Source organism: Bradyrhizobium sp. LB13.1 (assembly GCF_054056815.1).
In genome coordinates this window covers 3,020,467-3,035,935 of sequence record NZ_JBSRYQ010000001.1, presented here as the reverse complement: position 1 = coordinate 3,035,935, position 15,469 = coordinate 3,020,467, and the positions used below count along the sequence as shown (strand labels likewise).

Sequence of the window (15,469 nt, the reverse complement as noted above, 5' to 3'; positions counted from 1 at the left end):
CTCATTGCAGGAGCGAGGTCCGCAAGTCGAGGGTCAGCGGAAACTCACTTGTGCGTTCTTCGGGCGGCGGCTGCATCGGCCCCGGCGTGTGGCCATGGTCCTGGAAGCGCGCCAGCCGCCTCGCCTCGGCCTCATAGGTGTTGACGGGCTTGGTGTCGTAGCTGCGGCCGCCGGGATGGGCGACGTGATAGACGCAGCCACCGAGCGAGCGGCCATTCCAGGTGTCGATGAGGTCGAAAGTCAGAGGCGCGTGCACCGGAATGGTCGGATGCAGGCCGGAGGCCGGCTGCCAGGCTTTGAAGCGGACACCGGCCACGGCTTCCCCGGAGCGACCGGTGGAGGTCATCGGCAGGCGGCGGCCATTGCAGGTGACGATATGGCGACCCTCGACAAAACCCTCGGCCTTCACCTGGAGCCGCTCGACCGATGAGTCGACATAGCGCACGGTGCCGCCGGCCGAGCCCTCCTCGCCGAGCACGTGCCAGGGCTCCAGCGCCCTGCCGCAATTCCAGCGTCACGCCGCCATGATGGACGCGGCCGAAGGCGGGAAAGCGGAATTCGAGTTGGGCCAGATACCATTCCGGCTCGAACGGATAACCGAACTGCTTCAGCTCGCTGAGCACTTCGAGGAAATCTTCCCAGATGAAGTGCGGCAGCATGAAGCGATCGTGCAGCGCGGTGCCCCAGCGCACGAACTTGCCGGCCTGCGGCTCGCGCCAGAGTTTTGCGATCAGCGCGCGGATCAGCAACTGCTGCGCCAGCGACATGCGCGGATCGGGCGGCATTTCGAGCGCGCGAAATTCGACGAGGCCGAGCCGGCCGGTCGGTCCATCCGGCGAATAGAGCTTGTCGATGCAGATCTCGGCGCGATGGGTGTTGCCGGTGATGTCGACGAGGAGATGCCGGAACAGGCGGTCCACCAGCCACAGCGGCGCCTGACAGCCCGGCGGCGGAACGTGCGAGAGCGCGACCTCGAGCTCGTAAATGCTATCGTGGCGGGCTTCGTCGATGCGCGGCGCCTGGCTGGTCGGGCCGATGAACAGGCCGGAAAAGAAATAGGACAGCGACGGATGACGCTGCCAGTACAGCACCAGACTTTTCAGTAGATCCGGCCGGCGCAGGAACGGCGAGTCCTGCGGTGAGGAGCCGCCGAGCACGACATGATTGCCACCGCCGGTGCCGGTGTGGCGGCCGTCGACGAGGAAGCGATTGGCGCCGAGACGAATCTTGGCGGCATCCTCATAAAGCCCGACGGTGATGTCGACCGCCTCACGCCAGTTCTTTGCCGGTTGGACGTTGACTTCGATCACGCCGGGGTCAGGCGTCACCTTGATGACGTCGATGCGCGGATCGAACGGCGGCGGATAACCTTCGACATGGACCTGGAGCTGCATCTCCTCGGCGGTCGCTTCGAGGGCTGCGATCAGCTCGAGATAATCCTCGATGCGCTCGACCGGCGGCATGAAGGCGCAGAGCACGCCGTCGCGGACTTCGATCGACATCGCGGTGCGGACCGGCTCCGATTTGTCGAGACTTTCCGGCGCGAGCTGCGGCGCCGCAGATTGCGGGCGCGGCATGCGGCCGAACACCGGCAGCTTGGCCCGCGTCTCTATCGGGTCCTGTTCGACGATATAGGGATAGCGATCGGGCGGAACATATTCGAGCGCCTTGAGCGGCAACCGCAGGCCGAGCGGGGAATCGCCGGGCATCAGGAACAGATGGTTGCGACGCAGACTCCAGCGCTCGCTGCGCCAGCGCGGCGCTTCCGCGTTCCAGCGCTGTACCGGCAGCACGAAGCCCTTTGGCGTATCGAGCCCCTCGTCGAACACCCGCGCCATACGCGCGCGCTCTTCCGGATCGGACAGCTTGGAGTCGGAAGGATCGACGTTGACGGGAAGCTCCCCCTCCTTCTGCAACCAGTAGGCGGGATCTTCATAGGCCGGCATGATGTAGCCGGCATTTAGGCCGAGCCGTGCCGCCGTGCCCTCGATAAAGGCCTTCGGCGTCCTTGGCCTCGGCACGCCGCGGCGTCCCGACGGTGGCGATGAGGTCGGCATTCTTCCAGATCGGCACGCCGTCCTTACGCCAGTAGAGACCAAAGGCCCAGCGCGGCAGGCTCTCTCCGGGATACCATTTCCCTTCGCCGTAATGCAGCAGGCCGCCCGGCGCAAAGCGGGTGCGGAGGCGGCGGATCAGATCGTCCGCCAGCGCGCGCTTGGTCGGACCGACGGCGTCAATGTTCCATTCGGCCGCTTCGAGGTCATCGACGGAGACGAAGGTCGGCTCGCCGCCCATGGTGAGCCGGACGTCCTGCGCAGCGAGATCTCCGTCGACCCGCTCGCCGAGATCGTTGAGCCGCGTCCAGGATTCGTCGGAGAACGGCTTTGTGATGCGCGGCGCCTCGCGGATGCGCCGGACGCTCATGTCGAAGGCGAACTCGACCTCGGCGAAGCCGGCACCGCCGGAGAGCGGCGCCGCCGAGCGGTAGTGCGGCGTGGCGGCAACCGGGATGTGCCCCTCGCCCGCCAGCATGCCCGAGGTCGCGTCGAATCCGATCCAGCCCGCGCCCGGTAGATAGACCTCGGCCCAGGCGTGCAGGTCCGTGAAATCATTCTCGACCTCCGGCGGCCCCTCGATCGGATCGATGTCGGGACGGACCTGGATCAGATAGCCGGAGACGAAACGGGCGGCGAGACCGAGATGACGGAAAGTCTGGATCAAAAGCCAGGCGGAGTCGCGGCACGAGCCGGCGCAGGAGGTGAGCGTCTCTTCGGGCGTCTGCACGCCCGCCTCCATGCGAATGACGTAGCGAATCTTCTCCCGCAGTTCCCTGTTGAGATCGACCAGGAAGTTGACCGTGTTCGGAGCTTCGTGCGGGATGGTATCGAGATATTTCGCGAACAGGCGATCGGGCTTGATCGTCTCGAGATAAGGCGCGAGCTCTGTCTTCAGATCCTGAGTATATTCGAACGGAAAGCTGTCGGCATAGGGCTCGACGAAGAAGTCGAACGGATTGACCACGGTCATCTGCGCCGTGAAATCAACCTCGATCTTCAGCTCCGTCGCCTTCTCTGGGAAGACGTAGCGCGCCAGCCAATTTCCCTGCGGATCCTGCTGCCAATTCACGAAGTGATTGGCGGGGGTGACCTTGAGCGAATAGCTCAGGACCGGCGTGCGTGTGTGCGGCGCCGGCCGCAGGCGAATGGTCTGCGGGCCGAGATCGATCGGGCGATCGTATTTGTAGTGGGTGACGTGGTGTAATGCGACGTAGATCGACACGGGGTGCGGTGCTCCAGCAGCTTTTTTGAGCAGAACACCGCTGGTGACCTCGATCAAGCATGAACAACGGGCAGACCGTGCCTATGCAAGGTGCGGGGCGCCCGCTTGAGGAGCGTCGTCTGGTCCGCTTCCATTCTTCCCTTGTGGGGAAAGCGGCGCGAAGCGCCGGATGAGCGGCATTTCCCCGCACGCATCGGAGCTGTATATGCGGAGAGAGATTCCTGACCCGTCTCGCCGTTATACGGCGCAGACGACAATCGGCATTACTTCCATCCGAACTTCCGTCCGATGATGCGTGCTATTGTGACCTCGACGCTCTGGCTCTCGCTACGGCTAGACGAGCTTGCGCCATATAAATCTCGTCAACCTCGCGAAGTCTCGGCTCGATATAGTCGCGGTGCCCCGGATAGCGCGCAAGCATATCGCGCCTCATGAAGTTTGTGAAATAGCTACATTTGCCGATGACGGCTAAAGAAGCAGTCTCGAGGTCGAGAGCCGTTGGCGCAATCAAGCTGGCTTCGCGATTGATACATTCTGCTGCCTGGCTCGCATTGGCCCGTTGTTGGTCTTTCTCGCTTTCGGTCGTGACGCACCCTGTCAACAGGGAGAGCAATAGGACCGCCACCTTAGTCTTCTTTGCGACTCGTACGACATCATCGAAACCTAGTAAGCGACGTGTTGGGATCATATGAAAAAAATCCCGGCGCAAACTTTCCGACCAGAATCCAGGGCGCGGAAAGGTATCCTCGACAGTCGCCAAAGCTTTTGGATGACCAATAATCATAAGAGCACAAATAAAAGCTTACATAATTATTCTTTGGGAGAACTCTCGGATAAAGCTCGCAAACCAAATCGTTGGTCTTAGCGTTCTTGGCTAGAATTCGTGAATCGTCTTTGTTGAACTTGGACGAAAACTTCTCGACCTTCAGCACCAAATCGAGGCTTAGTGGTTTATCCTCGTCCATGTTGGACGAGAGAAAATTGAGGCAAACGTTTTTTACACTCTCTATGTTGCTCGGCTTTCTAAAATATCTGTCTGCATCGTAAAGTTCGATATCCCAACGGGCAGCGTCATAAACGGATTTGACGAAGAAAACCTCCTGCGGCCCCTTTTCCAAGATTCTGGAGAGAAGGCTCTTTTTATGAAGTCACCTCCATGCAGCTTCGTCTTCTTGGAAGACAACTGCATCAGGGCGAGAATCGCTGCTCGCATACGCTGGGCGGTGCTATCTACCTCAGCCTTTGAATAGCTTGCCTCTGGCAGGTTCAAATAAGGCGCATGAAATCCTAGCGAGCCTCCGACGCTGAGTTTACGATATGGTATCTCCTGGTCCGAAGTGACGCCAGCCATGAAGATGATGGCGCAGGCAGAATAACATTCTGAGCCGTCTTCAATGACCGTCGACATGCCACGACTAAATAGCAATTCGGAAATCTTGAGCCCCTCGGCATACGAGCCGCCGTTCGATCTCAAGCAGATTGAGGTGGTGCGCTCGTCCAGGGAGTCCAGTCGACTGGTGGAGATCAGCGCAAGCAGGGCGGCGGAATCCCCACTAACGATCGGGCCTTCCAGACTGAACGCACAATTGGGATTCTTCGATGTTTGGACAGTTGCAGCGTCGGCATGCACCAGAGAATTTGCTGCGAACGCAAAGACGCCAAGCACCAATTGTAAGGCCGAGTATCTGGCTTTGTGAGGAAACCGCATCAATCGACCATACATCGAAATGGCACAACTTTAAATGGGAATGCAGCAGAAGAACAAGCACGAAATCATATATGGCTGGCACCTTCCAACGCGGGGGGAGGCTTGTCCCATTCGGACAAGCGCCCTGACAGGGTCGAAGTGACTTCAGAGCTTCAGCTTGTGTTGTCGCCGATGACGCAAGGCGCGGCTACTTGATTGTGAGGGCACCGCCCCGAAGGATTCTCCCGCATCGTTATCGGAATACGGCAAGAATTATTAATCACGCGTGACCGCGAGAACCCGCGCGATCAAGTGACGCTCCGTAGGATTGTCTACCGGCGCTGATCGTCCTGCATATTTGCGCAGCGAGGTGCGCTGAGCGCGCCTACATCGTCGCGCCGAGCACCCAGGGCGCGAACTCGGCGCCGCCGAAATCGAAGCTCTCGCTCTTGGTCGGCTGTCCCGACGCCGTCTTCAGGATGAGCTCGAAGATGCGCTGGCCGCATTGCTGGACGCTCTCCTCGCCTTCGAGGATGGTGCCGCAATTGACGTCCATGTCCTCTTCCATGCGCTTGTACATGGGCGTGTTGGTGGCGAGCTTGATCGAGGGCGCCGGCTTGCAGCCGAACACACTGCCGCGGCCCGTGGTAAAGCAGACCAGATTGGCGCCGCCTGCCACCTGCCCGGTCGCAGCGACCGGATCGTAGCCGGGCGTATCCATGAACACGAAACCCTTTTTGGTGACGGGCTCAGCGTAGCGCAGCACCTCCACGAGATTGGTGGTGCCCGCCTTCGCCATCGCGCCGAGCGACTTCTCCAAAATGGTGGTGAGGCCGCCGGCCTTGTTGCCGGGGCTCGGATTGGCGTTCATCTCGGCGCCTTCGCGCTCGGTATATTCGTCCCACCAGCGCATAAGATCGACCAGCTTCTCGCCGACCTCGCGGCTGACGGCACGGCGCGTGAGCAGATGTTCGGCGCCATAGGTCTCCGGCGTCTCCGACAGGATCACGGTGCCGCCGTGACGCACGATCAGATCGCTGGCCGCACCCAGCGCCGGATTGGCGGACACACCGGAATAGCCGTCCGAGCCGCCGCATTGCAGCGCCACAGTCAATTCGCTCACGGCGACGCTCTCGCGCTTGACCTTGTTGGAATCCGCGAGTGCCTCGCGCACGAAGGCGATGCCGGCTTCCACCGTCTTGCGGGTGCCGCCAACCTCCTGGATGTCCATCGCGCGGAGGCGGCCGGCGAGCTTCTGCTCTTCCATCAGGCCGCCGATCTGGTTCACCTCGCAGCCGAGGCCGAGCACGATCACATGAGAGAAGTTCACATGCCGCGCGTAACCGCCGAGCGTACGGCGGAGCAGCGCCAGCGGCTCGTTCTGCGTCATGCCGCAGCCGGTCTTGTGAGTCAGCGCGACCACGCCGTCGACATTGGGGAAATCGGCCAGCGGATTGTCGCCGGTGAACGGATTCTTCTTGAAGACGTCGGCAACGAGGCTCGCGACATGCGCACTGCAATTCACCGAGGTGAGGATGCCGATATAGTTGCGCGTGGCAACGCGCCCGTCCGGGCGGCGAATGCCTTCGAAGGTCGCCGGCAGGTCGAAATTCGGCGTCGGCTTGACGTCGACGCAATAGGCATAGTCCTTGGCAAAGTCGCCCATGCCGCAGTTCTGCACGTGCACATGCTGGCCCGGCGCGATCGGCGTGGTCGCAAAGCCGATGATCTGGCCGTAGCGAATGACCGCCTCGCCAACGGCGATCGGCTTGATCGCGACCTTGTGGCCGGAAGGAATCCGCTCGACCGTGGTCACGCCGTCGGCCACCAATGTGCCCGGCGGCAAGCTTGCGCGCGCGATCAGCACGCCATCATCGGGATGCAGGCGAATGACGGGGCTGATGGTCATGGGAGTCTCCTATATCGCAACTATCGTGCCCCGGACGCTGCGAAGCGCGAAAGCAATGCGCAGCGTCCAGGGCCAATTTGTCGTGTCTCTCGCAAGCGACTGGATCCCGGCTCTGCGGAGCGGCACTGCGCGCCGCACCGCGTCCGGGACACAGAGAGCTCACGCCTTGCCGGACGAATCCTTGCGGGTCGCGTTGACCTGCATCTTGGCGTAGGTGGTCATCAGGCCGACCTCGTTCGAGAGCGTCACCAGCTTGAAGCCCATGTTGACAGCGCGCGCGGCACCTTCCGCACCGCTGCAATGGATGCCCGGGTTGAGGCCGCGCTTGCCGCACTCCTTGATGATCTTCTCATAGATCGCGAGGATCTCCGGCTCGGTGCGATCGAGCTTGGGCTCGAGGCCGTAGGAGAAGCCGAGATCGGACGGGCCGATATAGACACCATCGATGCCTTCGACGTCGAAGATCGCTTCCATGTTCTCGACCGCGGTCCTGGTCTCCATCATCGGCAGCAGGACAATGTCGTCGTTGGCTGTCTTCTGATAGGAGCCCGCGGTGCCGTACATGCCGGCACGGATCGGGCCGTTCGAGCGCACACCCTTCGGCGGATATTTGGCATAGGAAACGAGGTTTCTGGCTTCCTGCGGCGTATTGACCATCGGGCAGATCACGCCATAGGCGCCGCCGTCGAGCACCTTGCCGATGATGCCGGGCTCGTTCCATGGCACGCGGACCATCGGCGTGACCGGATGCTTGTCCATCGCCTGGAAGCACTGCACCATCGACAGATAATCCTGCACGCCGTGCTGCATGTCGACGGTGACGCTGTCGAAGCCGCATTGCGCGACCATCTCGGCCGAGAAGCCGGAGGGAATCGCGAGCCACGCGTTGACCACGGCCTTGCCCGACTTCCAGATTTCCTTGACCTTGTTAGCCACGTTGCCTTCCTTCTTTGTTGTTCTGATCGTGTTTATTTGGACCGTGTTATTTGGACCTTCGTCACCATGACGAGCGTCGCGACAGCACAATCTGCTGTTACCGCGAACCGGGGCGCCGCGCTACGCTCGCAATGACGCAAGACCTATGCGGTTGCCCGCTGGATGCTGACTTCGCTGACGCCGACCCTCGCGGGCGGTGTTCACTATTGCCGCCCAAGTGTCATCCGGCAAGGGGATGCCGTTTCGGGTCCGCTCAGCCCGGGTTTTCCGCTCGGGATCGCCGGGAATCAGCACCTGCTCGACCCCGGCCACCGGCTTGGTGGCACGGATAAACTCGGCATAGCGCGACACCTCTGCGTCGAAGACATGGGAGGTATCGACCACTTTCGGATCGACGTAAAACGCCAGCATGCCGTTGGCGAAGCGGCGACCGCCGGAAGTGGCCCCGGTTCCGGTCAGCGCGCCGCCGAGCAGCTCGCACATGAAGGCAAGCCCCGAGCCCTTGTGCTCGCCGAAGGCGCGGATCGCCCCGGTACCCTTGGTGTGATCGCGCGGACCTTCCGGCGTATAGTGGCCGTAGAGCACAGCGGGGTCCTCGCTGAGGCTGCCGTCGGCATCGACCAGCGCGCCCTTGGGCAGCTTCTTGCCGCCGCGGCTCGCGACCAGCACCTTCCCCTCCGCCACGACCGAGGTCGCAAAATCGAGCACGATCGGGTCCTGGCCCTCGCGCGGGATGCCGACGCAGTAAGGCGCAGTGGAGAGCCGTTTCTCAACGCCGCCGAACGGCGCCACCAGCAGCGAGCCCGCGGCATTGACGAAATGCACCGAGATCAGCCCTTCGGCGGCGGCCATCTCGGCCCAGTCGCCGACGCGGCCGATATGGCCGGCATTGCGCAACGCGACCGCGGCGAGCCCCGCCTTCTTGCATTTCTCGATGCCGATCCTGACCGCCTGCGGAGTCACGGTCTGGCCGTAGCCGAACTTGCCGTCGACCACCGCGAGCGAGGGCGTATCGAGCACGATTTCGGCGTTCTGGTTCGGGACCACAAAGCCCGTCTTCTTCCAGCGGATGTAGACGGGCACGCGGATGACGCCATGGCTGTCATGGCCGGTGAGATTGGCCGTGGTCAGATAGGTCGCAATCCGCCTCGCCTCCTCCGGAGAGGACTCCGCGTGGCCGAATACCTCGCCGACGAAATCGATGAGGTTCTGGACCTGGATCGTGACCATGAATTGACCTCCCGGTTATTGTCTGGGCATGATCTTTTCGGAAAACCGCTGCACACTTTTCCGGATCATGCCCTAAGCACTCACCTTGGCATGGCCGCCGAGATAGGCGGCACGGATGGCTTCGTTGCCCCACAGCTCGTCGGGTTTGCCGCCGAGCACGATACGGCCGGTCTCGAGAACGTAGCCGTAATCAGCCACCGACAGCCCCATGCGCGCATTCTGTTCGACGAGCAAGACTGTCGTGTTGCGCCGGATCTCGGAAATGATCTTGAACACGGCCTGCACGATGACAGGCGCAAGACCGAGCGAAGGCTCGTCCAGCAGCAGCAGCCGCGGCTTGGCCATCAGTCCGCGCGCGACAGCCACCATCTGCAACTGGCCGCCGGACAGCGTCCAACCCAGCGCATTGGTGAATTTCCGGATGTCCGGAAACAGATCGAACATCGCATCCGCCTCGCGCGATATCTCCGAAGTCGCTGCCCGGCGATTGGACGCACCGAGCATGATGTTCTCTTTCACAGTCAGACCCGGGAACACGCGGCGGCCTTCCGGCACGTGCGAGATACCCATGCGGACGATGGCTTCCGGGCCGAGGCCTGCGATCGATTTGCCATCGTACAGGATGTCGCCCGAAGTTGGTTTCGCGAGCCCCGAGATCGCGCGCAGCGTCGTCGACTTGCCGGCACCATTGGCCCCGAGCAAGGTCACGACCTGCCCCTCCTCCACGGCGCACGTGACGCCGCGCAGCGCTTCGATCTCGCCGTAGCGCACCACCAGATTGCGGATTTCGAGCAACGGCATCATTCGCTCCCGAGATAGGCGGAGACGACGTCGGGATGACGCAGCACGGCCATGGATTCGCCGTCCGCGATGCGGCGTCCGAAGTTGAGCACGGTGATGTGCTGGGCTGCTTCCGAGACCAGCGTCATGTCGTGATCGATGATCAGGATGGTCAGCCCCTGGGCGGCGATGCGCTTGAGCAGCTCGTGCAGCTCGAGCTTCTCGGTCGAGTTCAGCCCGGCCGCGGGTTCGTCGAGCAGCAAGAGCGTCGGGTTCGAGGCCAGTGCGCGTGCGATCTCGATCAGGCGCTGATGGCCATAGGAGAAGCTCGATATCAGCTCGTTGGCGCGGTTGCCGAGGCCGACGAAGGTCAATGCCTCCATCGCGCGCTCGGTGAGGGCGTCGTCGCCCTTCCCGACCATGGTGTTGCCGGGCCGCTCCCCGCCGATCTCGACGTTCTCCAGCGCCGTCATCGAACGGAACAGGCGGATGTTCTGGAACGTGCGCCCGAGACCTGACGCCGTGCGCTGATGCGGCGGCATGTTGGTGATGTCGGTGCCGTCGAGCACGATCTTGCCCGCCGTGGCCACATAGAGGCCCGAAAGCACGTTGAGCGTGGTGGTCTTGCCCGAACCGTTCGGCCCGATCAGCGCATGCACGCCGCCGCGCTTCACGGCGATGTCGACACCGTCGACGGCCTTGAGGCCGCCGAAATATTTCGAGAGACCGGTGACTTCCAGCACGGTATCGCCGCCGGTCATTGCCGGCTTCAACTGCAAGGCACCTGCTACCGGGGGCGCCGCGAGCTTGGCGCGCCAGCGAGCGAAGGCATCCGCGACAAAACCCCAGATGCCGTCGGGCATGAAGCGGATGATCAGGATCACGAACAGGCCGTAGATCGCGAGATAAAGGCCCGGCACGCTCTTGAGGAAGCGCAGCCACTCCGGGATCAGGATGAGCAAACCGGTGCCGATCGCCGAGCCGATCGGCGAGGCCACGCCGCCGAGCAGCGACATGGTCAGGAACACGATCGATTCCGCGAAGGAGAACTGATCTGGGCTGACATAGGCGAAGCCGCCGGCGAACAAACCGCCCGCAAGCCCGCCGAGAAGGGCGCAGAGCGCGAACGCGTAGATCTTGGTGCGGAAGACGTCGATGCCGTTGACGCCGGCCGCAAGCTCGTTGTCGCGCACCGCTCGCATGGCGCGCCCGAGCTTGGTGTCGGAGAGATGCCAGACGAGATAGCCGACAATCGCCAGCATCGCGACGCAGAAGGCGAGATAGCTCTGCGACGACTGGAACAGGTCGGGACGCCCGATGTTGGAGACGCCGTCGGGACCATGCGTCAGCCAGATCGCGTTGATCATGACCAGCGTAACGATCTGCTGGAACGAGATCGTCACCATGGCGAGGTAGTGCCCGCCAAGCCGCAAGGTCGACATGCCCAGGAAGGCGCCGGCCAGCAGCGAGATCACGCATCCGCCGACGAGGCAGAGCCAGAAGCTGACATGCAGATCCGTCGTCCCGATGCCGACCGCATAGGCGCCGAGCCCGAAGAACGCGGCCTGCGCCAGATTGATCTGACCGCACAGGCCGAGCACGACCGACAGCCCGAACACCGCGATCGCGAACGTGGTGGCCTGGAGCAGGATGTTGTGAACGTATCCGTCGAAGCGCATGTTGGCCGCGAGCGCGACCAGGATCGCCGCACCGATGAAATATGGCAGGTGCCGGATCAGCAGCGGCTTCGAGTGAATGGCGGGCGCCGGAATCGGCATGTTGTCGCTGGGGGCGCTCATGCCTTCTCCGCCACGCGTTCGCCGAAGATGCCCTGCGGCCGGAAGATCAGGAAGGCGATCAGGACGAGGAAGGCGAAGCCGTCCTTGTACGGCACCGAGATATAGGCTGCGCCAAACGTCTCGATCACGCCGAGCGCGAGCCCGCCGATGATGGCGCCGGCGACGTCACCGAAGCCGCCGATGATAGTTGCCGCAAACGCCTTCAGCGCGATCGTCGAGCCCATCTGGATCGAGACGAACAGCACGGGCGCGACGAGGATGCCGGCAAGGCCGCCGAGCACCGCCGAATAGATGAAGGTGATCATGATCATGGTGGAGACGGAAATGCCGAGCAGCGAGGCCATTTCCTTGTCCTGCGAGGTCGCCTGCAATTTCTTGCCGAGCAGCGTCTTCTCGAAGAACCAGAAATTGAAGATCACGAGGCAGATGGTGACGCCGATGATCAGGAGATACTGGCTGTCGAGATAGACCGGACCGACCTGGATGCCGGGCGTTTCGAACCAGCCTTCCAGCACCTGCGGCTGCGGGCCGTAGATCGCGAGCACGGAATTGGCGAGCAGGATCGAGGCGCCGATGGTGGCGATGATCACAGGCAGATAGGTACGGTGGCGCAGCGGATAATAGACGCCGAGATTGAAGACGACGCCGACCAGCGCCATGCCGAGGAGCGCGACGATGAAGGCCGCCCAATAGGGCAGACCGGCCTCGACCGCGACGACCATCAGATAGGCCGCGACCATGGAGAATTCGCCTTGGGCAAAATTCACCACATTGGTGGCACGGAAGATCAGCACGAAGCCGAGCGCGACGAGCGCGTAGACGGCGCCGATCCCGATCCCGGTAAAGAGCAGTTGTAGGGCGAGATCCATGACAAGCGTTCTGTTGGAGGTCGAATGCGTTCGCCGAAAAACGTTCCGACCTCCCCGATGATCATCGGGGAGGTCACGTGAACGTCAGTCGTTGAACTCGATGTGCTTGTCGAAGACGATGGCGCCCTTCTCGTTCTTCACGATGTTGTAGCCGTGAAGCCCATCGCCGTTCTGGTCGAAATTGTATTCGCCCTCGGCGCCCGGGAACTTCTTGATCCCGAGGATGGCTTCGCGAATCTTGCCGGGATCGGTCGAGCCGGCCTTGTTGATGCCCGCCGACAAGACGTTGATTGCATCGAAAGTCCAGGAGCTCTGGTTGTCAGGCGCGACCTTGACGGAATCGCGGTAGATCTTGCCGAACGCCTTCGAGCCTTCGCTGGAATTTTCCGCGTAGTCGGCAACGCCATAGGTGTTGTGGAGCGCGGGACCTGCGAGCTTCAAAGCAGTAATGTTGACGATCGAGGGGGAGCCGACCCAGGGGATGTTCACGCCGAGCTGACGGAGCTGGCGGGCGAAGATGCCGAGATCGTTCTCGAAGGTGAAGTAGGAGCCGAGAATGTCGGCGCCGGACTGCTTGATCGCGAGCACGACCGGCGTAAAGTCCTGGCTCTGGTTGGCATAGCCCTGATCGAAAGTCGTGCAGCCAAGCTTCTCGAGCGCACCGGTGAGCGCGTTGCCGCCGGCGGTGCCGAACGCGTCGGTCGAATGCAGCACGGCCCACTTCTTCTTACCCAGCGTGTTGACGCCGAATTCGGCGATGACGCGGCCGGAATAACTGTCATTGGGACGGAAGCGGAACAGCCACTGATTGCCCATATGGGTGAGTTTCGGATCGGTGCCGCCGATCATCACAGGCTTTCCGAGCTTGATGACGTCGGGTGCCATCGCATGGACCTGAGTCGAACGGATCGAACCGAGGAACCCGACGATGTCAGGTTGAGAGGCGAGCTTGGAGAAGGCGAGCACGATGCCGGGATTGGTGGTCTGATCATCCTCGACGATCAATTCGCCCTGCTTGCCCAGGATGCCGCCGGCCTTGTTGACGGCTTCGAGCGCAAGCTTGGCGCCCTTGATGGCGTAACCGCCGGATTCAGCGGCAGGTCCCGTGACTGGCGCGCACATGCCGATCTTGATGGTGGCGCCTTGCGCATTTGCGCTTTTGATGAGGTAGGGCGCGGCAATGCCGGCAGCAATTCCGGTCGCGAAGTCGCGTCTCGTCAGTCTCATTCATTCCTCCCTGGGGCCGGGCATCCTTGTCGGCCCTTCTTGTCTTGGCTCTATCACTGAATACAGAGCCGGATGCTAGTTACGAATTCTGCCGATACGAGTAAATTGATATTCGCCAACATCGGCTAAGTGCGCAGATCTCTCGTCCCGCGATGACTACCCGCGATGGTTATCTATTCTGAGCGATTTTTACGGGCTTTTTGCGGATTTCGCTTCGCTCGGCCTGCCTAAGGGACAAGCAATAATGGCAGTCATGCGTGAGCAGACAAGTCATCATGCAAATTTGCCGTCACATATTGTCAGTGATCTCGTCACCCGCGTCGCTGGAAGCGAGACACAACTCCAATTGTCCGAGCATCTCCTGCAACTCGGCGAGCTTGCGCGCGCCGAAGCGTCGCGTGATCTCGGCATAGATCGCTTCGGAGGACGGTGCCACCGAGGCCATCAGCTTCACGCCCTTTTCCGAGATCGAGACCATGCTGCGGCGCTGGTCCGCCTTCGCAGTCTTGCGCTCGATCAGATTGCGCGCCTCGAGATCGCGCAGGATGCGCGACAGGCTCGGTCCGAGCAGGAACGCCGTGCGCGCGAGTTCCGTGACCTCAACGGCATCGATCGCCGCGAGCGCGCGCAGGATGCGCCATTGCTGCTCGGTCAGGCCATGCGCACGCAACGAGGGACGGAATTGCCGCATCACCGCCTCGCGTGCCCGCAGCAGCGACATCGGCAGCGAGCGCGAGAAGTCGCGCATCGGCACCTGTCGCGGGGCGGCGGCGCCGTCGTCCGCTGGATCAGCCGGTCTCTTCAAGATGATGCCCTTTCAACCGCAAAATGTTTGCAGTGCAGCAAAGCCAAATTGTGTTTGACGCATTCACTTAACATGTTAAGTATCTTTGGGCACCACGATTTGCAAGATCACAAATGGCGCTTTCCAACGACGATATCCGAGCTTGCGCGAGCCGTCTGCACCAGGCGGAGAGGACCCGTACGCAAATCCGGCAACTCTCGCAGGACTTTCCCGGCATCACCATCGCTGACGCCTACGCGATTCAGAAGGCGTGGATCGAGGTCAAGATCGCCGAGGGGCGCATCGTCAGGGGACACAAGATCGGCCTGACCTCGAAAGCGATGCAAAGCGCGCTTGACATCAACGAGCCGGATTCAGGCGTGCTGCTCGACGACATGTTCTTTGCCGACGGTGGTCTCGTCCCGACGGAGCGCTTCATCGCGACCCGCGTGGAAGCCGAGCTCGCCTTCGTCATGAGCAAGCGCCTCGCGGGGCCCGACTGCACGCTGTTCGACGTGCTCAACGCCACCGACTTCGTCGTGCCGGCGCTGGAGATTCTGGATACGCGGATCGAGCGCGTCGATCCCAAGACCAAGGCGACGCGAAAAATCTTCGACACCATCGCCGACAATGCAGCGAATGCCGGCATGGTGCTCGGCGGACGGCCGATCCGCCCGCTTGACGCCGATTTGCGTTGGGTCGGCGCGCTCTGTTTCAAGAACGGCCAGCTCGAGGAAACCGGTCTTGCCGCCGGCGTGCTCAATCATCCCGCGACTGCAGTCGCCTGGCTCGCCAACAAGATCGCGCCGCTCGGCCTTGCGCTTGAGCCCGGACAGGTCGTGCTCGCCGGCTCCTTCATCCGTCCGATCGAGACCCGCAAGGGCGACACAATTCAGGCCGATTACGGCGCCTACGGCTCGGTCAGCTGTTACTTCGCTTAGGCGAACAAAAAGACAGGGAGTGAAACCG

Annotated in this window: 9 protein-coding genes and 2 pseudogenes; 1 reads left to right on the top strand and 10 read right to left on the bottom strand. The window is 62.1% G+C overall.

Translation table 11 applies throughout. The features are described from left to right. Window position 1: 1 nt before the first annotated feature. The 10 genes and pseudogenes from ACVWYI_RS14350 to hpaR form a co-directional block, all read right to left on the bottom strand. Window positions 2–3,279: pseudogene (locus ACVWYI_RS14350) on the bottom strand (transglutaminase family protein). A 1,006-nt stretch (window positions 3,280–4,285) separates the two neighbouring features. After that, complete coding sequence (locus ACVWYI_RS14345) at window positions 4,286–5,002, bottom strand: hypothetical protein (RefSeq protein WP_456662385.1); 717 nt, start codon at window positions 5,000–5,002, stop codon at window positions 4,286–4,288. A 349-nt stretch (window positions 5,003–5,351) separates the two neighbouring features. After that, window positions 5,352–6,875, bottom strand: coding sequence for a UxaA family hydrolase (locus tag ACVWYI_RS14340; RefSeq protein ID WP_456662384.1), 1,524 nt, complete (start codon window positions 6,873–6,875; stop codon window positions 5,352–5,354). 159 nt (window positions 6,876–7,034) lie between these two features. Continuing rightward, the gene (locus tag ACVWYI_RS14335) at window positions 7,035–7,811 is read right to left on the bottom strand and encodes an HpcH/HpaI aldolase family protein (RefSeq protein ID WP_247349821.1); all 777 of its coding nucleotides are present in this window, start codon (window positions 7,809–7,811) and stop codon (window positions 7,035–7,037) included. Window positions 7,812–7,954: 143 nt separating this feature from the next. Next, window positions 7,955–9,041 (bottom strand): annotated as a pseudogene (locus tag ACVWYI_RS14330) (malate/lactate/ureidoglycolate dehydrogenase). A gap of 72 nt (window positions 9,042–9,113) precedes the next feature. Then, the gene (locus ACVWYI_RS14325) at window positions 9,114–9,842 is read right to left on the bottom strand and encodes an ABC transporter ATP-binding protein (protein WP_148774473.1); all 729 of its coding nucleotides are present in this window, start codon (window positions 9,840–9,842) and stop codon (window positions 9,114–9,116) included. After that, on the bottom strand, window positions 9,842–11,620 hold the full coding sequence (locus ACVWYI_RS14320; protein ID WP_456662383.1) for a branched-chain amino acid ABC transporter ATP-binding protein/permease: 1,779 nt from the start codon (window positions 11,618–11,620) through the stop codon (window positions 9,842–9,844). The genes ACVWYI_RS14325 and ACVWYI_RS14320 overlap by 1 nt, the downstream gene beginning before the upstream one ends. Then, window positions 11,617–12,489 (bottom strand): branched-chain amino acid ABC transporter permease, encoded by an 873-nt coding sequence (locus tag ACVWYI_RS14315; RefSeq protein WP_247349815.1) that lies wholly within the window; start codon window positions 12,487–12,489, stop codon window positions 11,617–11,619. Before ACVWYI_RS14315 ends, ACVWYI_RS14320 begins: the two co-directional genes overlap by 4 nt. Before the next feature lie 84 nt (window positions 12,490–12,573). Next, window positions 12,574–13,716, bottom strand: coding sequence for an ABC transporter substrate-binding protein (locus ACVWYI_RS14310; protein ID WP_247447299.1), 1,143 nt, complete (start codon window positions 13,714–13,716; stop codon window positions 12,574–12,576). 289 nt (window positions 13,717–14,005) lie between these two features. After that, window positions 14,006–14,464 carry a homoprotocatechuate degradation operon regulator HpaR gene (hpaR, locus tag ACVWYI_RS14305; RefSeq protein ID WP_456652062.1) on the bottom strand — a complete coding sequence of 153 codons (459 nt, stop codon included), beginning with the start codon at window positions 14,462–14,464 and terminating at the stop codon, window positions 14,006–14,008. 170 nt (window positions 14,465–14,634) lie between these two features. Between hpaR and hpaH the strand changes: the two genes are divergently transcribed. Beyond that, window positions 14,635–15,441, top strand: coding sequence for a 2-oxo-hept-4-ene-1,7-dioate hydratase (hpaH, locus tag ACVWYI_RS14300; protein ID WP_456662382.1), 807 nt, complete (start codon window positions 14,635–14,637; stop codon window positions 15,439–15,441). Window positions 15,442–15,469 lie beyond the last annotated feature (28 nt).

Coding starts and splice junctions, on each gene's coding strand:
- ACVWYI_RS14325 (WP_148774473.1), bottom strand. CDS start 9,842: ATGCCGTTGCTCGAAATCCGCAATCTGGTGGTGCGCTACGGCGAGATC.
- ACVWYI_RS14310 (WP_247447299.1), bottom strand. CDS start 13,716: ATGAGACTGACGAGACGCGACTTCGCGACCGGAATTGCTGCCGGCATT.
- ACVWYI_RS14345 (WP_456662385.1), bottom strand. CDS start 5,002: ATGTATGGTCGATTGATGCGGTTTCCTCACAAAGCCAGATACTCGGCC.
- ACVWYI_RS14315 (WP_247349815.1), bottom strand. CDS start 12,489: ATGGATCTCGCCCTACAACTGCTCTTTACCGGGATCGGGATCGGCGCC.
- ACVWYI_RS14320 (WP_456662383.1), bottom strand. CDS start 11,620: ATGAGCGCCCCCAGCGACAACATGCCGATTCCGGCGCCCGCCATTCAC.
- ACVWYI_RS14340 (WP_456662384.1), bottom strand. CDS start 6,875: ATGACCATCAGCCCCGTCATTCGCCTGCATCCCGATGATGGCGTGCTG.
- hpaH (WP_456662382.1), top strand. CDS start 14,635: ATGGCGCTTTCCAACGACGATATCCGAGCTTGCGCGAGCCGTCTGCAC.
- hpaR (WP_456652062.1), bottom strand. CDS start 14,464: ATGCGCGACTTCTCGCGCTCGCTGCCGATGTCGCTGCTGCGGGCACGC.